The 23,115-nt window shown below is 44.9% G+C and carries 18 protein-coding genes; 6 read left to right on the plus strand and 12 right to left on the minus strand.

The window, feature by feature from the left end; translation table 11 throughout:
- Positions 1 to 17: 17 nt before the first annotated feature.
- On the minus strand, positions 18 to 1,109 hold the full coding sequence (locus AC27EZ_RS00420; protein WP_487133431.1) for a 3-deoxy-7-phosphoheptulonate synthase: 1,092 nt from the start codon (positions 1,107 to 1,109) through the stop codon (positions 18 to 20).
- A 427-nt stretch (positions 1,110 to 1,536) separates the two neighbouring features.
- Here AC27EZ_RS00420 and AC27EZ_RS00425 point away from each other — a divergent pair, with 427 nt between their 5' ends.
- Together AC27EZ_RS00425 and AC27EZ_RS00430 are read left to right on the plus strand one after the other, a co-directional pair.
- Complete coding sequence (locus AC27EZ_RS00425) at positions 1,537 to 2,571, plus strand: metal-dependent hydrolase (RefSeq protein ID WP_487133432.1); 1,035 nt, start codon at positions 1,537 to 1,539, stop codon at positions 2,569 to 2,571.
- Positions 2,572 to 2,744: 173 nt separating this feature from the next.
- On the plus strand, positions 2,745 to 3,461 hold the full coding sequence (locus AC27EZ_RS00430; protein WP_487133433.1) for an enoyl-CoA hydratase/isomerase family protein: 717 nt from the start codon (positions 2,745 to 2,747) through the stop codon (positions 3,459 to 3,461).
- Between the two features lie 128 nt (positions 3,462 to 3,589).
- Here the strand turns inward: AC27EZ_RS00430 and rplS are convergent, their stop codons facing one another.
- The 4 genes from rplS to rpsP are packed head-to-tail and all read right to left on the minus strand — an operon-like array spanning position 3,590 to position 5,526.
- Complete coding sequence (rplS, locus tag AC27EZ_RS00435) at positions 3,590 to 3,949, minus strand: 50S ribosomal protein L19 (RefSeq protein WP_013784897.1); 360 nt, start codon at positions 3,947 to 3,949, stop codon at positions 3,590 to 3,592.
- A gap of 18 nt (positions 3,950 to 3,967) precedes the next feature.
- Positions 3,968 to 4,729 (minus strand): tRNA (guanosine(37)-N1)-methyltransferase TrmD, encoded by a 762-nt coding sequence (gene trmD, locus AC27EZ_RS00440; protein ID WP_487133434.1) that lies wholly within the window; start codon positions 4,727 to 4,729, stop codon positions 3,968 to 3,970.
- A complete protein-coding gene (rimM, locus tag AC27EZ_RS00445; RefSeq protein WP_421134082.1) occupies positions 4,730 to 5,251 on the minus strand; it encodes a ribosome maturation factor RimM in 522 nt (173 codons plus the stop codon).
- A 23-nt stretch (positions 5,252 to 5,274) separates the two neighbouring features.
- Positions 5,275 to 5,526 carry a 30S ribosomal protein S16 gene (gene rpsP / locus AC27EZ_RS00450; protein WP_015066663.1) on the minus strand — a complete coding sequence of 84 codons (252 nt, stop codon included), beginning with the start codon at positions 5,524 to 5,526 and terminating at the stop codon, positions 5,275 to 5,277.
- 386 nt (positions 5,527 to 5,912) lie between these two features.
- Between rpsP and AC27EZ_RS00455 the strand changes: the two genes are divergently transcribed.
- Complete coding sequence (locus tag AC27EZ_RS00455) at positions 5,913 to 6,407, plus strand: hypothetical protein (RefSeq protein ID WP_487133435.1); 495 nt, start codon at positions 5,913 to 5,915, stop codon at positions 6,405 to 6,407.
- A gap of 76 nt (positions 6,408 to 6,483) precedes the next feature.
- On the opposite strand, the gene AC27EZ_RS00460 is transcribed toward AC27EZ_RS00455, so the two are convergent.
- A complete protein-coding gene (locus AC27EZ_RS00460; protein WP_487133436.1) occupies positions 6,484 to 7,356 on the minus strand; it encodes a mechanosensitive ion channel family protein in 873 nt (290 codons plus the stop codon).
- Positions 7,357 to 7,619: 263 nt separating this feature from the next.
- Between AC27EZ_RS00460 and AC27EZ_RS00465 the strand changes: the two genes are divergently transcribed.
- The 3 genes from AC27EZ_RS00465 to AC27EZ_RS00475 all read left to right on the plus strand — a co-directional run bounded on the left by AC27EZ_RS00465 (position 7,620) and on the right by AC27EZ_RS00475 (position 13,684).
- The gene (locus tag AC27EZ_RS00465; protein ID WP_487133437.1) at positions 7,620 to 9,377 is read left to right on the plus strand and encodes an ABC transporter transmembrane domain-containing protein; all 1,758 of its coding nucleotides are present in this window, start codon (positions 7,620 to 7,622) and stop codon (positions 9,375 to 9,377) included.
- 136 nt (positions 9,378 to 9,513) lie between these two features.
- Positions 9,514 to 10,569 carry an efflux RND transporter periplasmic adaptor subunit gene (locus AC27EZ_RS00470; RefSeq protein WP_487133438.1) on the plus strand — a complete coding sequence of 352 codons (1,056 nt, stop codon included), beginning with the start codon at positions 9,514 to 9,516 and terminating at the stop codon, positions 10,567 to 10,569.
- On the plus strand, positions 10,562 to 13,684 hold the full coding sequence (locus tag AC27EZ_RS00475; protein WP_487133439.1) for an efflux RND transporter permease subunit: 3,123 nt from the start codon (positions 10,562 to 10,564) through the stop codon (positions 13,682 to 13,684). Before AC27EZ_RS00470 ends, AC27EZ_RS00475 begins: the two co-directional genes overlap by 8 nt.
- Positions 13,685 to 13,782: 98 nt before the next feature.
- On the opposite strand, the gene AC27EZ_RS00480 is transcribed toward AC27EZ_RS00475, so the two are convergent.
- The 6 genes from AC27EZ_RS00480 to ffh all read right to left on the minus strand — a co-directional run bounded on the left by AC27EZ_RS00480 (position 13,783) and on the right by ffh (position 22,933).
- Complete coding sequence (locus AC27EZ_RS00480) at positions 13,783 to 15,039, minus strand: alpha/beta hydrolase (protein ID WP_487133440.1); 1,257 nt, start codon at positions 15,037 to 15,039, stop codon at positions 13,783 to 13,785.
- Positions 15,036 to 15,458: a TerB family tellurite resistance protein gene (locus tag AC27EZ_RS00485; protein WP_487133441.1), complete on the minus strand. Its 423-nt coding sequence runs from the start codon at positions 15,456 to 15,458 to the stop codon at positions 15,036 to 15,038. The genes AC27EZ_RS00480 and AC27EZ_RS00485 overlap by 4 nt, the downstream gene beginning before the upstream one ends.
- A 261-nt stretch (positions 15,459 to 15,719) precedes the next feature.
- Positions 15,720 to 16,937 (minus strand): phosphoenolpyruvate carboxylase, encoded by a 1,218-nt coding sequence (locus AC27EZ_RS00490; RefSeq protein ID WP_487133442.1) that lies wholly within the window; start codon positions 16,935 to 16,937, stop codon positions 15,720 to 15,722.
- Positions 16,934 to 17,569 (minus strand): condensin complex protein MksE, encoded by a 636-nt coding sequence (locus AC27EZ_RS00495; RefSeq protein WP_487133443.1) that lies wholly within the window; start codon positions 17,567 to 17,569, stop codon positions 16,934 to 16,936. The genes AC27EZ_RS00490 and AC27EZ_RS00495 overlap by 4 nt, the downstream gene beginning before the upstream one ends.
- Positions 17,566 to 21,264, minus strand: a complete 3,699-nt coding sequence (locus tag AC27EZ_RS00500) for an ATP-binding protein (RefSeq protein ID WP_487133444.1) — start codon at positions 21,262 to 21,264, stop codon at positions 17,566 to 17,568. Before AC27EZ_RS00500 ends, AC27EZ_RS00495 begins: the two co-directional genes overlap by 4 nt.
- Before the next feature lie 253 nt (positions 21,265 to 21,517).
- The gene (ffh, locus tag AC27EZ_RS00505) at positions 21,518 to 22,933 is read right to left on the minus strand and encodes a signal recognition particle protein (RefSeq protein ID WP_487133445.1); all 1,416 of its coding nucleotides are present in this window, start codon (positions 22,931 to 22,933) and stop codon (positions 21,518 to 21,520) included.
- Positions 22,934 to 23,115: the final 182 nt, after the last annotated feature.

The raw sequence follows: 23,115 nt of genomic DNA on the forward strand, positions 1-23,115 counted from the left end.
TGGCACAACGTAGTGCTCTACGCTACGTCGCTGCGCCTGTTTTGACGTAAGGGTAGCACAGTTATAAGTTTATCTCTGGTTTGGGCAATCAAATTTTCGGTCGTTTCCCAATCAATACAACCATCTGTAATTGAAACACCAAACTCAAGCTCAGACGGTGACTTTCCTTCTGCCTTTTGATTTCCTGCATGTAAATGGCTTTCAAGCATCACACCAATAATAGACTGGTTCCCTTCTAATATTTGATTGACAACATTAAGCGCGACAGCAGGTTGACGACGATAATCTTTCGAAGAGTTCGCGTGGCTGCAATCCACCACTAACCCAGCAGTAAGGCCCGCATCTTGTAGCTCTAACTCACACTCTGAAACACAAACAGAGTCATAGTTTGGCTGTTTACCGCCACGCAAGATTATATGACCATCTGGATTTCCGCTGGTGCCAATAATGCTTACCTGACCTTGTTTGTTAATTCCCATAAAGCGATGGCCCGATGCGGCTGATTTAAGCGCGTTTATAGCAATGTCTAAACTTCCGTCGGTACCATTTTTGAAACCAACAGGCATTGACAACCCGCTTGCCATTTCTCTGTGCGTTTGAGACTCAGACGTACGCGCACCAATAGCAGCCCAACTAAACAGCTCCGCTAAATACTGAGGGCTAATAGGGTCAAGTGCTTCCGTTGCAACAGGAAGCTCAAGCTCTGCTAACCAGATGAGTAATTCTCTTGCCTTTCTTAAGCCCGTTTCGATATCAAACGTACCGTCAATATGTGGGTCGTTTATTAGCCCTTTCCACCCAGTGGTGGTTCTTGGCTTTTCAAAATAAACGCGCATGACAATGAACAGGGTGTCTTTGCACGATTCATGGAGTTCTTTTAATTTCAAAGCATAGGCTTTCGCGGCTTCGATATCATGGATAGAGCACGGGCCGCAAACTACCAGCATACGGTGATCGCGACGGTGGATGATATCTGACACTATGCCACGCGATTCGGTGATAGCGGCTAGCGCTTTATCGGAAACAGGCAATTCTGCGCTTAGCGCTTCAGGAGTAATAAGTACATCTTCTGTACTTACGTGAACATTATTTACGGTGTCCTTGATCATGGAAAGCTCTCTTAACTAAAAAACGGAAAATAAAACGTTAAAAGAGTAATGCACTTATGCATGTAAACTTTTATATACAACAAGCCTTTTCTATATTTCTTTAACGTCGTTGACTTTTTAACAATTTAGCTCTAATAGCGCAAGCTTTAACGCATAATACTTTAATCTAGGATAGATGCGAAGTGAATGGACCGTAATATTGTGGGTGTAACCGCATCGCTCGAGCATTTATTAACCACTCGTGATGCTAAGGGATAAACAGAATAATACCAACCCCACCATCTGCTTGCCACCGCTAGACTCGGTAACTTATTCTGCGCCGAACTACGAGAACAGCACAGAAAAAGAATAACCAACTTTACAAAGACTTTGGGCTGATGAAAGACGCACGCCGTATAATATTGAAATTAATCATTATGCAGACAACATGGACTCTCTCACGCAAGCCGCATTAGGTGGCGCAGTTGGTTATGCGGTTTTAGGAAACCAAGTGGGCAGAAAGGCGGTCGTTTGGGGCGCTATACTCGGTACGTTTCCTGACTTAGATGTTTTCTTACCCTACGATGGTGCTGTCGAAGCATTCACTTACCATCGCGGATTTAGCCACTCACTATTAGTGCATCTGCTCATTAGCCCATTAATAGTGTGGTTACTCTTAACCACTCACAAAGACACGTCGAGGTTTAAACACCGTTGGTTTTGGTTGGTATTTTTGTGTTTATCTACCCACGCAATTTTAGATAGTTTTACAGTTTATGGGACTCAGCTGTTATGGCCCATAACCGAATACCCCTTTGCTATATCGAACATATTCATCATCGACCCACTTGTCACGATACCGTTGCTCGTTGGCGTAGCAATGGCCTTACTGCCCCACACTCAACAAAATACAAAAGCGCGAGCAAATACTTTCGGCCTACTCGTGAGCTGTATTTATATGGGTTGGTCACTTATTGGCAAAGTTATTATTGATAACAATGTTCAATCGGCGCTAGCGAAACAAAACATTCAGCCACAGCACTACATGAGCACACCTGCGCCATTCACAACATTATTGTGGCGTACTGTGGTGGTAGCCGAAAACGAATATTACGAAATTTATTCCTCTGTGTTTGATTCACCCAATGATGTCAGTATCGACGCCTACCCTACTGCGCCTGAATTACTCATTCCCGTACAATCTGAATGGGGCGTAAAACGCTTACAGTGGTTTACCAAAGGGTTATATTCTGTTCGTTTACGCGATGACGACATTATTCTTTCAGACTTGAGAATGGGCGTTGAATGTGCCTACGTATTTAACTTTAACGTTGCAGAAAAAACCGAGTCAGGAATTGAGGTCGGTTCGTTTGAGAAGTTTAGTGAACGGCCAAACTTAAGTGGTGTAAACGCTATTTGGCAGCGCATTTGGGACCCATCGATTTCATTGGCACCAAACACAAACCAGCAGCAGTCGTGTTAAACAGCCCATTCGCATCTACATGTTGGTGTTGCAACGTAGCGTATGGGAATAAATTCACTAATAGATTTATGGCCGCACGTTACCATCAATAAGTAAATATCATTACGTTAAAGTTCTCATTCGCTCCCATTTATAGAAGAATAGCGTTAATAACAACGTAAAAGAGACTGCGAATGGATAATATAACGTTAACTTACGATGGTGATGTGGCCATTCTAACGATGCAAAACGGTGAGAACCGACATAACCCCGACTACGCGCGAGACATGTTGAAAACGTTACAGCGCGTTATTGAGAATACCTCGTGTAAAGCACTGGTGATAACATCAAGTGATGAGAAATGCTTTAGTTTGGGTATAGATACCGATTGGTTAATGCCCGCAATGAAGGCGCAGCAGTATGATGAAATTAAAGCGTTTATGCATAGTATGGATGACGTATTTAAAACGCTGCTTCTTTTTCCTATGCCGGTGATCGCAGCCATTAACGGCCATGCTTTTGGTAACGGAGCCATTCTTGCCTGTGCATGTGACTTTCGCTTTATGCGTTCAGACAAAGGCTTCTTCTGCTTTCCAGAAGTCGATTTATCTATCCCCTTCCTGCCCGGCATGATTGAGTTTGTGAAAAAGGCCATGCCTTATTATCGCTTTAATGAGATGAAATTGTCTGGCCGACGCGTGTCTGGTGCAGAGCTAGAGCAAGACCATGTTATAGAAAAAGCCTATGACAGCCAAGAAGGGTTAATGCGTGGTGCTGTTGAATACGCTAAAACATTTGATAAAAAGCGCACTATCTTTGGTGAACATAAGAAGCGCCTTCATAAGCATATTATTAGCGTTATCGATACCGAGAACAACGCACTAATAGAGTCGCTATCGCTTATGGTGTGACCTACGTGTTAAGAATCCACTGCCGAGAAGATATGTTTCTCGCTGTCGTCGAAGTATTCCTCTGACACAAAAAAGCCCGCATAACGCGGGCTTTTTCGAAGTTAACAATAACGCAAGGATTAGTAATCTTAGTTAAGCTTCTCTTTGATACGTGCAGATTTACCTGAACGCTCACGTAGATAGTAAAGCTTAGCACGACGAACCGCACCGCGGCGTTTAACTTCAATTGAAGAGATAGCCGGGCTGTGTGTTTGGAACACACGCTCAACGCCTTCGCCGCTAGAAATCTTACGTACGGTAAAAGACGAGTGCAGACCACGGTTACGCTTAGCGATAACAACACCTTCATAAGCCTGAAGACGTTCTTTGTCACCTTCGGTAACGCGAACTTTAACAACTACTGTGTCACCCGGGCCAAACCCTGGAACATCAGATTTAAGCTGTGCTTGCTCAATTTTCTTGATGATATCTTGACTGACTTTGCTCATCATATCCTCTCGTCCTAGTTAACTGTCATCTTGCTGCAGCTGCGCTTGGAATAACTCAAGCAAACGCTGCTGCTCCTCAGTCAGAGCTAGGTGATTTAACAAATCAGGGCGACGTTGCATAGTTCTACCTAAAGACTGCATCAGTCGCCACTGCCTAATTTTTTCATGATCACCACTTAGCAACACCTCAGGTACCTTTTGACCTTCGAGCACTTCGGGCCGCGTATAATGCGGACAATCCAAAAGGCCGTCAGTGAAAGAATCTTCTACTGCTGAAGCTTTATGCCCCAACACGCCAGGAACTAGTCGAGCAACTGCGTCCATTAAGACCATTGCCGGTAGTTCACCGCCACTTAGCACATAATCACCAATGGAGACTTCTTCATCTACATGGCTTTCAATTACGCGCTCATCAATTCCTTCGTATCGACCACATATCAAAATAGTGCGGTCAATGTTGGCTAAACGTTTAACGCCAGCCTGGTCAAGGGGTTTCCCTTGGGGTGATAAGTAGATCACCTTACTGTTTTCACCACCAATATCTTTGGCAGCTTGTATTGCGTCAGTTAGCGGTTTTACCATCATAAGCATACCGGGGCCGCCTCCATAGGGACGGTCGTCTACTGTACGATGGCGGTCATGAGTAAAGTCACGGGGGTTAAAGGTATTAACTGTTACTTTTCCAGACTTAACTGCTCGACCAACAACACCCTGTTGAGTGAACGGTACAAACATATCTGGGAACAGACTAACTACCCCAAACCACTTTTCCGGTGTCACTTAGAACCCCGGGTCCCAGTCAACTTTAATGACCTTCGCTTCCTTATCTACCTCTTGTACTACTTCATCGTAGACAAACGGTAATAGTCTTTCTTTTTGACCGAAAGCATCGCCTACGTTTGCTTTAACGTGAATAACGTCGTTCGCACCTGTATTAAACACTTCCTTCACCACACCTAAGTCGTAACCTTGCGTAGTTACCACTTTCATGCCGGTGAGCTCACGCCAATAAATACCATCGTCACCCAAATCGGGAAGTAGCGAAGCATCGATATTGATATCCAGATTTTTGATACGTTCAGCATCATCTCGGTTATCAACACCCTCAATCTTTGCTACCAGGCTTTTACCGTGCGGTCGCCATTGGTCAATTCGGCATTCCTTTTCTTCACCAAGAAACCATGGCAAGTAATCAAAAATACCTTCTGGTGTTTCTGTATAGCTGTTGATTTTGACCCAACCTTTAACACCATACGGTGCACCAATTTTGCCAATAATCACTTTGTCAGACGCTAGACTCATCTATACTCACCAGTTAACACAGCTTACGCTGCAGATTTTTTAGCTTCTTTTACCAAGCTAGAAACGCGATCTGATAAGCTCGCGCCTACGCCAACCCAGTAATCTACACGTTCTAGATCAACGCGAAGACGTTCCGCTTGACCTTGTGCAGTTGGGTTGAAGAAACCGATGTTTTCAATGAAACGACCGTTTCTTGCACGGCTGCTATCAGCAACCACTAGTTGATAAAATGGACGCTTTTTCGCGCCACCACGCTGTAAACGAATAGTAACCATAAATGCCTCAAACTCGTTAGAGCGTTACCGTTAACTTAAGCCCACTACCAGCGACTAATTATTAGACACCTGTTAGAAGGCCGCCGAATTATACGGATATCACCACTCAATGCAAGTAAAAACCTGATTTAACCAGTGTTTAATTACGTTATAGCGTCGCACGCCGGTGCGATGACTCCAACGGGCCACTAATGCACGCTTTATCGCAAAATTCTTTTAATTTTCAAGCTATGTTATATAGTTAGAAATGCACTCGTTTATAGTGCGGTAGAAACACTGGCCATATGCAGTTTAAAGGATGGCTGATTACGAGGTTTTTATTTTTTCGCTGGCGGCCTAGCTTTTCGACCGTTTCAGTGAATGGATTACGAAGAAGGATTATTCGAATGAAATTACCATCACTCCTATTAGCTACCGCGATAGCCCCCCTATTTGCCTGCACATCGGTTGTAGATATCGTCGACCAGCAAGCAAACGTTCAGCCTAACGAGGCACGTATAGACTTTTTCGCTAATCGCGGAGAAGCGTTTGATAATAAGCGAGAATACGTAAACTTGATGTGTTTTAACCAGCGCCCTAACAGTGCGCTAGCGCTACGAGATGTAGAAGAGGGAGAACATGTTCTATTTGTTCGCGCCAGCGTTATTAACAAAGACCTTCCTTTTGGCAATGTCCGCGAAGCGATTGTTCGACTAGATGTAGACTTAGAAGGTGGCAAGCGCTATTCGCTGAGCCAAACCCGTGACAATCATGATATGAAAGTATGGCTTCAAGAAACCGATACCGGGACACCGGTTTCAGACATAGTAAGCACTCGGATGCAATACCCTGAATCTGTTGGCGATTTGCGTTTAGAACAATGCAAAGAAGGCACTGTTTAGCGCTTAATTTTCGCTCTCTAACTTTTCTAAAAAGATTACCAAATGACGCAGGATAAACCCTGCGTCATTATAGTAATTATTCCGACTCACCATCGTTGCTATTTCGAAGCGGTAATGGCTCTTTAAACGTAAGCGTACGATAAGGGAATGGAATTTCAATACCCGCATCGTCTAAGGCTCTTTTGATAGCGGTTACAACCTTATCCCGACTTTTGTGCATATCAAGAGGCTGTGAATTTGCCCACCAGCGCACGGTAAAATCAAGGGACGATGAATTAAACTCACGAGCATACACTTCAATATCACGCTGTTGATTGATGTCGCTAAGCCCCTCTAATGCACTGCGAATAACGTCTCGGGCATTATCTACATCTTCTCCATACGCAACACCAACAACAAGATCAAAGCGCCGCAATGACAGGTCAGTAAGCACATACACCGGGTTCTTAAAAAGAAAACTGTTAGGAACAATGATCAATTGATCATCCGTTTTGCGAAGATAGGTTTCTCGCACTGTTATTTTTTCGACTCGCCCCTTTATGCTCTCACATTCAACGAAGTCACCGATGCGCATGGGTTTGCGCAACATAATTAGAATGCCCGCAAAAAAGTTTTCAAAAATATCTTTAAATGCCAGGCCTACGGCTACAGAGCCAAGGCCTAATACAGTCAGTAATTTTGCTGGTGTCAGACTAGGGAAAATAATGGTAATGGCGATAAGAAAGCCAACTGTCCATACCGTTACCTTAATAAGGCTGGCAAATAATTCGCGCAATGAACGGCGGATTTTGGACTGTTTAAGTGACCGTTTAAGCAGCGCTACCAGGATACGTGACACTAACCACGTAAAGATAAGCACTACAACAGCAATGACCAGCAGAGGAAGTACTTCTACAAAGCCAACCCACATTCGCTGGATTTTTTGAAATAATGGGTCAATAAAGTTCACCTTGCAGCTCCAAAATAAAAGGTTTAAGACAGATGTGAATTAAACATTTTCCTTTTTATATTGAACATTATACGCCGTGCGTGGGATTGTGGACCTATATACACTTTATATTCTGTTAAACAAAACTCCATCCAGCTTATTTACTGCAAATATAGTCGCATGTACAAATCAACTGCGAACCGTAACGCGTATACTTAAATAATAAATTCGCACTTGCACCGCAAAGTGTGAATATTCACGATGTAGTAAAAAAAGAGGCTATTTTGACGACTCCACTAAATGAAGTGTCCACTAAACAGGTTTTACATTGGGTTGGCTCTCATTTAAGCCGTTACAAAAAAAGAGTAGCAGGTGCAATTGTCGCCCTACTTACTGCCTCTATCGCCTGGTTGATGCTTGGACAAGGCATTAAATATGCTATCGACAACGGATTCCTGGGCAATGCATCTGACACCTTAAATCAGGCAACATTAATGGTGTTGAGTATCACGCTAGTAGCCTGCATTGCCACTTACGCGCGCTTTTATTTGATGACGTGGCTTGGTGAGCGAGTAAGTGCTGATATTCGAAATCAAGTTTATTCCCATCTCCTCTCTTTACCACCATCTTTTTTTGCTGAACTACGTACCGGTGAGGTTATATCGCGGTTCACCAGCGATACAACTGTAATCCAAACAGTCGTCGGAATGAGCTTGTCAATGACACTGCGTTCTGTCGTGACGTTCACAGGGGCGCTGGTGTTAATGGGCATATCAAGCCCTATACTGACACTATGTGTGCTTGTTGCCGTGCCTGCTGTACTTATCCCAATAAAAGTATTAGCCCCTAAAGTGCGAAGGTACGCGAAAGAAAGCCAAGATAAAGTTGCTGACCTTGGTGCGCAGATTGATGAAAGCCTACATGAGATAATGACCGTTCAAGCCTACACTGCCGAAGCAAAAGAACGTGAAAACTTTGCTACACGCGTAGAGTCTGCCATGGGAGTAGCCAAAAAGCGTATCCACTACCGTTCGTTGCTTATCGGTTGCATTATGTGTATCAGCATGACCGCTATTATCACTATTGCATGGGTTGGCGCACGCCAAGTAATAGACGGTGTAATTACGATAGGAGAATTATCGGCATTCTTGTTTTACGCTGTGATGGCAGGCGGAAGTATAGCGACTATTAGCGAGGTAATCGGTGAAGTGCAACGAGGAATTGGCGCAAGTGAGCGACTATTCGAATTACTCAATACCGCCCCAGATATTCAAAGCCAATCTAAAGAAATGCTAGAGGGAGCATGTACTGGTGCTCCCTCAATTACTATCAATAACGTTGATTTCAATTACCCCACATCTAAACCGTTGTTCTCAAAGTTGTCACTAAGCATCAAAGCGGGTGAAAAGCTGGCATTGGTGGGCCCCAGTGGGGCGGGTAAATCAACATTGTTTCAGCTGCTCATGCGTTTTTACGACCCTGTAGCAGGAGAAGTGTTAATAAATAGTACGCCGATTAAAACATTAACGCTTGCTGCGCTTCGACAATCTATTGCTATTGTCACACAAGACCCGGTGGTATTCGCCAGTACAGTAATGGATAACATCCGTTATGGGCGCCCCACTGCCACCGACGAAGACGTTATAAATGCTGCAAAGCTCGCTTTCGCCCATGAATTCATCGAAAATTTAGAGCACCGTTATCACACACAACTTGGCGAACGAGGTGTCAAGCTTTCCGGCGGACAAAAACAGCGTATCGCCATTGCTCGTGCAATATTGGCTGACCGCCCTATTCTTCTTTTAGATGAGGCTACAAGCGCACTCGATGCCATGAGTGAGCGCATGGTTCAACAAGCCATGAATAAACTAATGGAAGGGAAAACAAGTATTGTCATCGCCCATCGCCTTGCCACCGTGCAGCATGCCGACCGCATTATCGTTATGAATGACGGTGAGATAAAAGCAACCGGCACCCATGCCGAATTAATGAAACACGACGCACTGTACCGAGAGTACGCTGAACTGCAATTGTTAAGCTGAACCGACTATGGTCCCATACGGTATAAATAAATATTAGCCCAAAGGCGCATATGCCGCAGTGTTCGACGGACAAATCATCGTTCGCGTTAAATCGGTCATAGTGTAAATAATCAAAATGAAAAGCTTCGGAAATAGAATGAAAACGACGGTGAAAAATCGCATGTGGATGTGGGCAAGCCTAACTGCCCTTTTAATGTTGTCATCGCCATCACTGGCACAATTTAGAGGTGACCAGCAGGCTAAACTGGTCGTCACACAGCCCGTTACCTTTATGAATGAAACGCGCAACGTAGAAGCCGTCGGCAGTGCTGAAGCGGTTCAATCTGTTGTGCTTTATCCTGCTGTCGGCGATGAAGTTACACAAATTAATTTTGTGCCAGGCCAATTTGTTGAAAAAGGGAAAGTGCTGGTTAAGCTAGACGACAGGCGTCAAAGAACGGCGGTGAAGCGCGCCCAACTTACCCTTGATGATGCACAAAGAACGGTTGGTCGTTTGACTGAAAGCTATAAAAAAGGCGCTGTGCCAATCAATGAACTTGATTTAGCAAAAACGCAACGTGACTTAGCCGAGGTCACCCTTGAAGACGCAAAAGCAGATTTACAGGACAGACACATTGTCGCCCCCTTCGACGGCATGGTAGGCATAACAGATATTGAAGTGGGTGATAGAATTACCGAACAAACTGTTGTGACCACGCTCGATAATAGAAGCAAATTATACATTAACTTTAAAGCGCCCGAAGCGTCACTTCCTGTACTACTTAATTCACCTGACGTGACGTTAGAACCTTGGACGGACAGAGAGAACATTGTCAATGCAGAAATTGCGCAGGTTGATTCCAGAATTAATGAAACAGACAGAACCTTGCGTGCGAGAGCTATTCTTGACAATTCAAATGATAAATTTCGCCCAGGTATGAGCTTTCGCGTAAATTTGACTATAGAGGGTGACCGTTACGCTGCGGTTCCAGAGTCAGCGTTATTATGGGGCGCAACCGGTGCTTACATTTGGCTAGCTGACAATGGCAAAGCCAAACGTGTCGATGTGAATGTTCATCAACGATTGCGCGGCACCATACTGGTATCAGGTGATGTTAACCCTGGCGATACCTTAATTGCAGAAGGTGTTCAGCGCCTTCGTACCGGGCAAGCTATAACTACTGAGATAGCGGGAGGGCCCACCGGTGAGTGATAATCAACTTTCATCGCAAGCCAGCGATCTCCCGTCACTGGCCATTCGCCGCCCTGTCCTTATTGTTGTTCTAAACTTGCTCATCGCAATTGCAGGTTTCGCTGCGCTAAGTGGTTTAGAAGTTCGAGAATTGCCCGATGTAGACACGCCTCGCGTTACGGTAACAGCCACCTTCCCTGGCGCATCACCTGAAACCGTTGATGCAGAAGTTACCAGCCGCTTAGAAGGTGCGGTAGCGCGCGTAAGCGGTGTAAAGAATATCTCAGCGCAAAGTGAAGAAAACTCGGCGCGTATTCGCGTTGAATTTCGACCCGGCGTAAATTTAGAGGACGCCGCAAACGAAACGCGAGAATCGGTAAGCCGTGTTCAGCGACAACTTCCCGAAGATGTCGAACAGGTTGCCATCATCAGAGCTGACAACGACGCTCAAGCGGTGGTGAGCCTAGCGATATCAAGTAACACGCTGGACATGGAAACGCTAACAGAACGGGTCAACACCGACGTTGCACCACTATTTTTAAGTATTCCAGGCGTTGCCGACGTTAACCTTCGCGGTGACAGAGAGCGCGTGCTTCGTGTATCGGTAGACCCGCTTCGCCTTACGAGTTTTGGCTTATCAATGCGAGATATCGCAGATGCTTTAGCGCTAGCGCCTTTCGATGTACCAGCCGGCAGTATCCAGTCTGAAGAACAGGCCCTTATTGTTCGCGCTGATGCCACTTCAGTGACAGCTCAGGATGTTGGCGATATCGTCGTTTCTGGCGATATTCGTATTAATGATGTGGCAAGCGTTTATTTTGGCCCTGCCGACTCTACAAGTTTCGTAAGGCTCGACGGCATGCCCGTCATCGGCTTAGGCATTATTCGCCAAGCAAGCTCAAACACCATTGAAATTTCTGATGAAGTGCTTGCGATGGTCCGGGACCTAGACAAACGCTTTACCGACATGAACATTGTAGTGACGGCAGATGATGCTGAGTTTATTCGCGACTCGGTAAAAGAAGTGATTATTTCACTTAGTCTAACCGTCGCGTTAGTGGTCGTCACATTGCTCGTATTTATTGGGTCATGGCGCGCGACTATTGTGCCTGCACTATCGATACCCGTGTCGTTAGCAGGAGCATTAGCCATCATCTGGGCAATGGGCTTTTCTATCAATATTTTGACATTGTTAGCGTTGGTACTTGCTACGGGTATGATTGTTGATGATGCTATCGTGGTGTCAGAAAATATCCAGCGCCGACGCGCTATGGGCTTAGGGGCGCGTGCAGCAGCGGTTATCGGTACCCGTGAAGTGTTTTTTGCAGTCGTGGCAACTACTGCTGTCCTTGCGTCTGTTTTTATCCCTATTGCTTTTCTTCCGTCTACCGCAGGTCGGTTATTTAGAGAATTTGGGGGCGTACTAGCCGGTGCAGTCATTATCTCCTCATTTGTTGCCCTGTCACTCGTGCCAGCGCTAACCGCGCGGCTTGCACTTAAAAAAGAAAATACGAATAAACCCGGTATTTTTAGTGCCACATTTGGCCGTTTTGGAAATGCATGCCTTGCGCTCTATCAATCATCGCTACTCAAAGCCTTAAAATATGGGTGGGTTGTGGGTGTATTGAGTCTGGCTGCAGGCGGAGGCGCGTATTTACTTTCTCAAAATATCGACAACGAGCTGCTTCCTAGCGAAGACCGCGGCACCATAAGAATTTTCGCAAGAGGGCCAGACGGTGCGGGCCTAAACTTTATGGACAGACAAGCAGAAAAGATGGAAGAGATGTTACTGCCGTATGTTAAGAACGGCACTATCGATTCCTTATATACTGTAGTAGGTCAATGGGACCCTAATATTGTGTTCATTACTGCGCCTCTTAAGCATTGGGATGACCGTGACGTATCGTTGCAAGACGTAGTAAACGAAATCCGGCCGGGCCTTCAATCTATACCCGGCGCCCCGGGAAATGCGTTTGGGGGGAATAGTCTTAACCTTCGTGGACAAGGCGGAGGCTTAGAAATGGCACTAACAGGAGATACTTACGAAAACATTTTTGTTGCGGCGCAAGCATTTGCCAGAGAAATAGAAACCGCGATGCCCGAACTGGGACGTCCAAGAGTAAGTTACGACCCAACACAACCACAGATGCGCGTGAACATTGATAGACGACGCGCTGAAGAACTTGGTGTTCCGTTAAACGATATTGCTAGCGCGCTGCGGGCAGCCGTAAACGGCGATGATATCGCGGATTTAAACGTAGGCGACCAATCTATTCCTATTATGCTTCAAACAAACAACAGGAATACGATAAATCCGTCAGACCTCACTAACCTTTACGTTAAAAGCGTTGATGGAAATTTAGTCCCGCTTTCTAGTGTCGCGTTTATTAGTGAAGAAGGCGTTGCCGCCGAATTAGAGCGTCAAGCCCAGCGTCGCGCTATTGAGCTAGAAGTTGAATTACCAGAAGATAAAGCGCTAAGTGACGTGGTAAATGACATTAGAGCCTTATCGCAAAACGTTTTGCCTGACGGCATTGGGTTAATATTTTTAGGCGAGGCGCAAACCTTTGAAGAGACGTCAAAGCAAGTCGCGCTAACGTATGTACTTGCATTTGTCATTGTTCTGTTAGTGCTAGCAGCGCAATTTGAAAGCGTAAATAGTGCTGTTGTGGTTATGCTAACCGTCCCCTTTGGTATTGCTGCTGCCGTATACGCCCTCTTTCTTACCAGCACGTCTATCAACATCTATTCGCAGATAGGCTTAGTTATGCTTATAGGTCTGCTGGCGAAGAACGCGATTTTGTTAATCGAGTTTGCTGACCAATTACGAGACAAAGGCTATAGCGTTTACGACGCGATTGTTGAAGCAGGTACGGTAAGATTACGCCCTATTATGATGACGTTAGTGTCAACCATTCTAGGGGGGCTGCCACTTATTCTTTCTACTGGCGCCGGCGCTGAAGCAAGAAACGCAATTGGTTGGGTGGTATTTGGTGGTTTGGGCATTGCCGTGGTCTTTACGCTTTACCTTACCCCCGTTCTTTACCTCGCATTGGCAAGGTTTACTAAACCTAGAGCCGACGAGAGCGACCGATTAGCACAAGAAATGAAAGATGCCGAGGCACAGGCCTTGTAATTCAAAAACAAGAAAGCGCGCTGCCATTGCAGCGCGTTTTTCATTCAGGGTGGATTTAGTCGTAATGTAAATATCAACAGGGCAATAGCCCGGTTGCGTTAATACGCCTTACAAAATGCCTTCATTTTTGCAGTATCTGTAAATGCCAGCATCTGATCTACCAATTTATCAAAATACGGGTTGTACGTTAGCCTCGCGAATATCTTATCGCCTTCTTCCATTCCCCAAGGCCCAAACCAGACCGTTTCCCCAGTCAGGCACTGAGCTTCTTTCTCTGCCGACTGGCCATTATCACAAATTCTAAAATTATTTTGCTCTCCATAAAGAGAGTTATCTGGGGAAAATAGTGGGCTCATGTGCGATGCTGCGCTCACGCGCCGCTTAGACAGTCGCATTGGTTGAACGACAATATTGTTACCATAATTGATAGGCTCGGAACGAGAGTATGGCTGGTTAGCGGTATCCGGTGTCTGAAGAAATGTTGGGGGGGCGCCTTGCCACAATAGACACTTTTTACTGGCTAAAAAATTATCCCGGAATTGTTCTGCTACGTGTTGCGTATCAACCACACTGTCTTGTGCTGCAATAATCATCATCACCGGTATATCAATCGTTTGTGTGGAAAACGCTTTTTGTAACGCATTCACACTTTCTTGGTATGCGCCAAACCCCTGCATTGCGGTTGAGTTATAACGGGTAGGATTATCTTCTTGTTCAACGTTGGGCCAAGGCAACAATCCGTCGATATACGGCGCAAGTTTTGAAACAAAAAATCGCGATTTAAACGCGGGTGAAAAAAGCATTAACCCATCAATGTCATTGTTATTAATTGCAAGTAACGTTGTTAAATTCGCGCCTGTTGAAAAACCACCGGCGTATACCTTATCAACGTCCTGCATAAACTGTTGTAATTGAAACGCAGTTTCGTCGTACCACTGCGCAAAAGTAACGTTTAGCATATCGCCAGGCTTGGTGCCGTGACCCGGTAGAAGGATTGTTCTTACGCGAACACCGTTTTCACACAACGCATCAGCAATATCTTTTAAAAAATAAGGTGAATCCCCTAAACCGTGTACCAAAAAAACGCCTTTGTCTTTATTTTGACTATGACACTCAAATGGCATATTCATCTCGCGTTCGGCGTACTGGTTTTCAGTGATAAAAATACGGTTATTGTCTATCCATTTTTCGACTTCGTTTTGGTAGTTGTCAAAGGGCGCGACACCTAACGGAAACGCGGCCGAACTGGCAATAAACTGAGGAGCGTTATTTGATTGGCAAGCAGAAAGAAGCCCCAATACACCAAGAGTAATGAGGCTTCGATGGATACGTGTATAACAAGAAAATGTTTTCACGAAGATAGCATTGTATCCTCATTTTGGATTGAGGCTTGGTTACGCCCAGAAATTAATGCTTTGGCAAGTAATTTATGGGTTAGCAACGACAAGAGCTCTGTCTCTTCGTCACTTCTTTCACCATCTACACCGGTCATTTCAATTGCCACTTCCATGGCCTTTTCGGCATCAAACGATAAATCATCTTTTAATGCTCTGATGTAGGTTAAGGTTTCACCGGTATCAATTGATTTTCGAGTTTGGTAAATAGTATCGTTGAGAAATGCTTCTCGACAAATTGGGCTTTGCCAGTCGAGGCTTTCAACAACACTGTTGAGGTAGTCTTGTTCGGTAAGGGTGACCATTCTATCTGACTGATAAAGAAGAACAGATAGCTTGATTAGCGCTTCGTTAAAACGCTGAAGTTCAGATTGTTGCATAAATAAATCCTCTTCGTACTGTACGCGGCAGTACCACTACATAACCCGCATCCTGCGGATATCCTTTAGGCGTCTCAGCGCCACCTTACATCTACGGCACTATGCAAATTCATTTGAATGCAAGGCTATCTATGTAAGCACCATCATGCTGCGCCTGTAATAAAACAGTGCATAACATGATATGTGAATTATATGTTAACAGCATATTACAGTATAGAAGATAGTTGTGATTTCCCAAAAATAAAAAGTTATAAAAACGTGTTACCGCAAACCGAGCGTTATATCGTTTATATAAAAGTTACCCGAAAATATCTCATCATTTTTGCCTTGCGTTTCTAGTGCAAAGAATTGTTTATCTTCATCACTCAACGCTTGGTAGCCACCAATGACTTGATAAATCCAAACTTCTGGGTCAAACGCTAAGTTGTGCTCTTTATAGTAGTCTAGAGCGGTTTTGGATTGCCCAGAATCAATAATGTCACAAAAATAAGCGTCGATAGCGACGTGAAGCGGATCTTTTTCTAGTGATACGGTCGATTGTGCCGTGACATCAATATCTGAAGGCGTGTTGTCTTCGTGTTTTTTCTGTCTTTTATGAACGTGTGTCAGCGAACCGACAATCTCTTGATACGCCGTTTCATGCTCAACATTATTGACGTCGGCGACCGCGTCCCCCATGACATTTTCTGTTTGATTAAACAGTACTGGCACATTCGTCAAATTAACGTAGTTGTGGGGCGTAAAATCGGGCTGTTGCTCCATATGAAGTAGGTAGCCTTTAAGCAACCTGGTGCGGCCTTGAAACTCTCTAAAGCGACCAAGTAAGTCTAGAAGGCGAGCCTGTACGACCGACAACTCTTGGGCCGCTTTAGAAAAGCGCTGTTGTAGCGATACGACAAGAAGATGACGTAGCTCTCTGTTTGACCCCGCTAATTCGCTTAATTCGTCAAACCTAAAGCACTCTAGTTGCCCGAGTAAGTCAGTGACCTGCGCTTGCGCTAATTCGTTCTCTCGAATTTTAGCCTCGACCGAAGACACATAGCCAAATTCGTTGTTGATACGACTGAACATCACGCGAACGCTGTTACTCAACGACTCAGCCAGTTGATACACGTGCTCGGTAAGATCGCCCATATGTGCAGCAGCTTCATGGTACTTATGGTAGTGCAGTGCTTCTTTATAATGTTCGGTAAGGGTTTTTAAGCTTGCCAACGACGCGCCAATGTTCGCGTTAATCGTTCGGTTGCGTTCGTCTTGCAAACTGCCTTCAAGCAACGCCCTTACTGCACTTTTAAGCCTCAGTTCGCTTTGTGCTTCAGGCCGCCACAGCACACCTAACTGTACAAGTTGTTCCAGCACTTTAGGACTATGGTCTCGCTCAACCACTGCACCATTAATATAAGCATGCATAATAAGGTCGCTGTGCCTACCAAGCGCGTTGAGTAGCTTGGTGCCAGCTTGGAGTAGAACCTGACTCATAACAGACTACCTTGCGAAATCGCAGCCTCCGCTTGCTCTGATAAACTAAGCGCTTCAGTTTCATCAATAAAACGTAATATCTCGTAGAGGTGCTCAATCTTTCCGGTTCCCAAATAAATCTGTTTATCTGGATTAGGTTTAACCAGATAACCCAACTCGGTCAAACGCTTAAATACCTGCTTTAGCTGTCCGTCTAAATTAACGCTTAACGAACCAAACATACGGTAACGCGATATTTTTTCGAGCTGCTCAGCGTAGGCGGGCGTATCTTCAATCGTGGTTTTAAGCTCGTTAAGCCTAATAGCACTTCCCATCGTGATAGGCATGTCGGATTCGTTCGCTTGTTGAACCAGTAATAACCATTCAATCAACGGCACCAAGTTAGATGTCGTATCCTGAAACTGTTGCGTCAGAACTTTGCGTTCAGCCTCACCGATAGTAAGGTAACTAGCAAAAAACACATCCCCTTCAGCGGTTGTGGATAGCGTGCGGTTTAACAACGAAAGATGCGGTGTGAGCTTTTCTGCATTATCGCGAGACTTTAAAAAGCGCCACGCTTCTTCGTCGGTTACTTGGCAGATGAACCCGCCTTTTAATAATATACTTAGCACTCGCCCTTGTTCAGTCATCATAATGCGGTCTCCTCGCTATTCACTTCTCCGTCTTTTTTCGCTTTTATGCGCGCCGCAATTGCATTGGTGGTTGGCTTAACTACCTGCAACTGTCTTGACACCTTGTCGATTAGGTAACGGTTTTGAAACAGCGTAAGTACTTCTGACTCTGGGTTTGGAAATGCCCCTACCACACTAATGTTGTTGTTCTGACAAGCATCGAAAATCTTTTTAACGTTGCTTTGGTGAAGGGTGCCTAATTCATCGATAGGCCAATGCACGGTCGCATCCGCATCGCCACGCAATAGCCGCGTAAAGGCCAATAAGAATTTACATAAAATAAGGTAGGCCATACCGTGACTAGACGACTCATTGAGTTGCCTATCCGTTCGAATGACCAGGTCACTGTTACCCTCACGTAAATGTAGTTCTATATCAAGCAATTTACTGATACCGCCAGTAAGCGCCGCTCGGCCTAAGATATCCAAAACCCGTCGCATACTAAGGCCATACTCTTCCTCAGGAAGTTCGTTGGCCCCCTCTTCCATCCAATGTTCGTATAGCTTTCTAAATTGCTCTAGTTCAGGCCAAAACTCTAACTCACTAATACGCGAACGGATTTTAACTGCAGAGTCAGATACGCCGTCTAAGAAAAGCTCACCATCCACTTCCTGCGTAATACGCCTGCTTTGTGAAACGATACGTTTATCAATATCTGCTAAAACAAAATAATACTGCGATAAATCTGCGCCAAAAATCCGTCCCTGCTCTCTTAGTCCTTGCAGCTTTTGAGGTACGATAACATTCAACAATTGTGAAAGATGCGACACCATTCTGCGGTGATCGATGCCTTTAACACCATGAGCGTTAATTGTGGCACACTCTTCTCTTGCACGTTCCCACGTGTCGGATAACCCAGTGCCGGCTTGCGCGGCAATAAGTTGATCAAAGCGCTCCACATACGCACGAATATCACTAAGCAGGTTTTCACGTTCTTGAAGCTGGTTCTGCACTTGCGAAATACGCTGACCAATATTCACGTCATCGTGCGTTACTTCAACATCTTCATTTCCACCATGAAGGGGGAGTTTCGCTAACGTCTTACTTAATATTTTTACGTGTTCTGCATGTTCGCTTGCAACGTTAAGCGTATGCTCAAGTGTACTATGCGTTTCAATCAGCGCTTCTCGTGTGGTTTTATAGGCACTTTGTTTTTGTGCTAAGTTTCGCTCAGATTCACCGAGCAGTTTTCTGGCTTTACCTAATGCCTCTTGCCAAACCACTTTTTGCTGCATAAACACGTTACTGTACCAACGCTCGTAATCGGCTACTTTATGGCGGTGGCGCTCTGTGGTGGCGATTTTCTCTTTTAATTGATTAATTAGCTTTTTAAGCTGCCCAATTTCATCAATATCGACGCCACGATTGCTAAGTTCATTTTCAAGCCATTTTTGCATTTCTGCGCGATCTTCAGCCGCGCTATCTCGTGCTTTTTTAATATCGCTGTCTAGCTGAGCAATACGAGCTTCAGTATCGGCAATAAGCTGCTGCCAGTGAAAGCTGTGCTCTGTTTCAGCTTCACGCTGTTGATCTTTTAATTCATCGCGCCGCTGTGCAAACTGTGCATTAGCTTTTTTCTGATCACTTTGGTTAGCATCAAGCTTGCTTCGAGACTTCTTCTTGCGTTCAGAAAGCGCTTGTTGATATTCGCTAAGTAGCGTGTCTCTGTCTTGCTGAGCACGCTTACGGCTTGCCTCTGCACTTTTTACCGTGTTTTCAGTTTGCGTAACCTCTAATTCAGCATTGCGTACATCTTCGTTCGCTTTCGCCAATCGCTGCTCGCATTCATTTTGCGCGGCGAGTGCCGCTGCCTGATTGACTTCAATGTGGTGAAGCTGTGCTTTTAATTCCTTTTCATTTTGCGCATATTCTGGCGTATCGAGTTCAGATAATGATAATGCCACACCCATCACGCTGCTATTACCTGAAGTAAAAGAGGGCGCTAGGTCGCTACGCTCTAGCAGCTCTGGGCGAATGATTTTGCCAAGAGAATGTTCCCAATCTTCAACATTTTCTCGTAGAAATTCGAGTAATGAGCCTTCTCCGGGATACAATAGACCGTTGAGTTTGGCTAACGCTTTTTCTTCTTTTTGAAATGCTACGCGGGCCTTATCTAGCGCTGATGATGTCAGCTTCCGTTGTTCAACGGTTTTTGCAAACCGTTGCTGGGTTTGCCGTAACGCTACACGAACGGTATCTTCGTTGATTGATGCTTCTTTTATCGTTGCGTCAAGTAAGTCTAACTGCGACTGCTCAAATTCATTGTAACCTGCGTTATTAAGGGTAGCCTTAAGTTCTGCTTCAGCGACCTTCAATGCGTTTATGTTTTCACTGTGTTCTTGCTGAAGCGCAGCAACTTGGGCATTGAAGTTATCTTTAATACGTGAGAGCGCATCACTCTCTTGTTTACGTTGCTCGGCCTTGTGTTCGGTGGCTTCTTGACGTTGTTGTGACAATTCATCAAGCGTTTGGGAAAGTGTTTCTCCACGTTCTGCTAAACGTCTATTGTAAGCCGACTCGATGTCTTGGTGCTTTTCAGTCAGAAGCACATAGCGGCTGTCTGCGGCTTCTTTTTCGTTTTTCCATTGGGCTAAATTGGCAACGTCTTGCTTTAATTGCTCTATATCTTCATCTTGCCAGTGATCAAATTCTCGTTCGACCGTATCCAACTCACTGGTATATTTTTCTACATCGGCGCGGGTTGAGGAAATAAGTTGATTAAGGTGATCTCGCGTATCATTCCACTCGCTATCGGTTTGTTTACGCAAAAAGCTATTTTCGTCCACCTCACGCTTGGTCTTTTCAATACGCGAAGCCAAATACGTTTTATCTAGTTCAAAGCCATACTTCAGGGTAGCGAGCGCTTGTTCCGATGATGTTAGTGCAAGGTCAGCCTGCTCTAACTTTGCAAACTCCGGGCGTATTTTTTCAAACTGCTTGATAAGATGGCATTCTTTAATCCAGTCATCGACCCGTTGTCGGCTTAAACCAGACGTCGGAGGGGTGACACCATCTTCTTCTAAGATAGCGGCAATCATGGCCTTAATGGTTTCCATTTTGCCTTCTTTCGAATGCACCGCCTTAGCCAACTTTTCGATGTGACGCATATGCTTAGCTGGCTCACAAAGGCTAAACACTCTGGCATAACCTAAAAGCTCACGGGCACTGTTACCCTGATTAAGCACACCCTGGTCGTTTTGAATGATAGCGCGAAAATCTTTTGTGTTAAGTAGGCTTGTGGTGAGCACATTATTTCGTTTCATTGCGCGGGCTAATTCTGCACTGCTGACACTAGCGTGTTTACCGCCCTTCTGCTCAATCAAATAATCAGCTACGTCAAAGGGTTTGCCAATCAACCGATAATTGACGCCGGTTCCGTTTGAACTAAGCACAGCTTGGCACAAATCACCTTCAGCGCGCGTATATTCATAAATGATAAAGCTAGATAGTCTTGGTAAGTACCAACGTTCAAAGCTGTCACGGGTTGCGGGTACGACTCGGCTAGGGTATTCGCCATAAAAAACGGGGATAAGGCGCTGAAGTGTCGTTTTACCCGATGCGTTAGTTCCACAAATGTTTGTGTGACCATCAAGCTTTAATTCAACAACGCCAGGTAAATGCGTGTCGATAAGAATAATGCGTTTTAAGCCTGCCATAATGTTCCTGTGTTCGATACGGTTCGTGCTTTTACTTTTTCATTTTTATTGGTTTAAAAGCATGATTACTGCATGTAGATGCTTCTTTCTATCTAACGAGCCGGTCAGTGTATTATGAAACAGAAAGTTTGCACAGATTTAGGCGATGCGGTTGAGCAGATAACGTACTATTCGTCGTAAATAACGAGGGGCAAAAAGCAAAAAACCTCAATGCACTAGGTGCAATTGAGGTTTTTTCAATAAGGTAGGCCTTTTACCGAGGAGGAAAGCCACCGCCACCAAAGCCGCCTGGCCCACCAAAACCACCTGGTCCGCCCGGACCGCCTGGAGGCATCATACCTTTCATCTGACGCATCATTTTCTTCATACCGCCACCAGACATTTTCTTCATCATTTTTTGCATTTGCGTAAACTGTTTTAGTAACCGGTTTACGTCTTGTATCTGTGTTCCAGACCCTGCTGCAATGCGGCGCTTTCGCGACCCTTTAATTGTTTCAGGGCGAGCGCGCTCACCTGGCGTCATGGAATTGATAATGGCTTCCATCTGATTGAACTGCTTATCGTTAGCCTGATCTTTAATTTTATCAGTCATGTTGCCCATGCCAGGAAGCTTATCAAGCATTCCCATCATGCCGCCCATGTTCTTCATTTGCTCAAGCTGGTCTTTAAAGTCCTGAAGGTCGAAGCCCTTTCCTTTCTGTACTTTTTTCGCAAGCTTTTCAGCTTTGCTCTTGTCAACCTTACGTTCAACCTCTTCGATAAGGCTAAGTACGTCGCCCATACCAAGAATACGAGACGCAATACGCTCTGGGTGAAATGGCTCTAGCGCATCAACTTTTTCACCCATACCAATAAATTTAATTGGCTTACCCGTAATATGACGAACAGACAGCGCAGCACCGCCTCTTGCGTCACCATCGGCTTTCGTCAAGATAACGCCGGTAAGGGGAAGTGCATCGTTAAAGGCTTTCGCTGTATTTGCCGCATCTTGACCGGTCATTGCATCAACGACAAACAACGTTTCTATGGGCTTAACCGCTGCATGAAGATCTTTAATCTCACCCATCATGTCAGTATCAACATGCAAACGGCCAGCGGTATCTACAAGTAGTACATCGTAGAAGCCTTTTTTGGCTTCATCTATTGCGCTTTCAACAATGTCGACAGGATTTTGCAAAATGGTTGATGGATGAAAAGCAACATTGACTTCTTCTGCTAGCGTTTCAAGTTGCTTTATAGCCGCTGGACGATATACGTCCGCACTGACCACCATGACCTTTTTCTTTTCGCGCTCGGTAAGATATTTAGCAAGTTTACCAACAGACGTCGTTTTACCCGCCCCTTGCAGACCCGCCATTAAAATGACAGCCGGAGGCTGAGTGGCTAGGTTAAGCTTTTCATTGGCTTCCCCCATAACCGACTCAAGTTCAGACTGAACAATCTTAATGAATACTTGGCCAGGTTTTAGGCTTTTCGTAACTTCTGTTCCCACAGCACGTTCTTTTACTTGTGCTACGAAGGACTTCACTACCGGAAGTGCGACATCGGCTTCTAATAGCGCCATTCTCACTTCACGAAGTGTTTCTTTTATATTGTCTTCTGTAAGACGCCCTTTACCACTCACATTGCGAAGTGTTTGGCCTAAGCGTTCCGATAAATTCTCAAACATAGTATGAAACTTCTTTTAATTTCAGACGTAATGCGCATAGTGTATCGCAAAAGCAGTAACTAACGTACCATCAAAATAAGTAAATTTTGGCGAAGATTGACTTATACCGTATAACAACACGCTTCGCCCTGTATCTATTGATGGGACGACGTACAAAGTTTTACAAGGTGAGAGTTGAATTT

Source organism: Alteromonas sp. 4NH20-0056 (assembly GCF_057539655.1).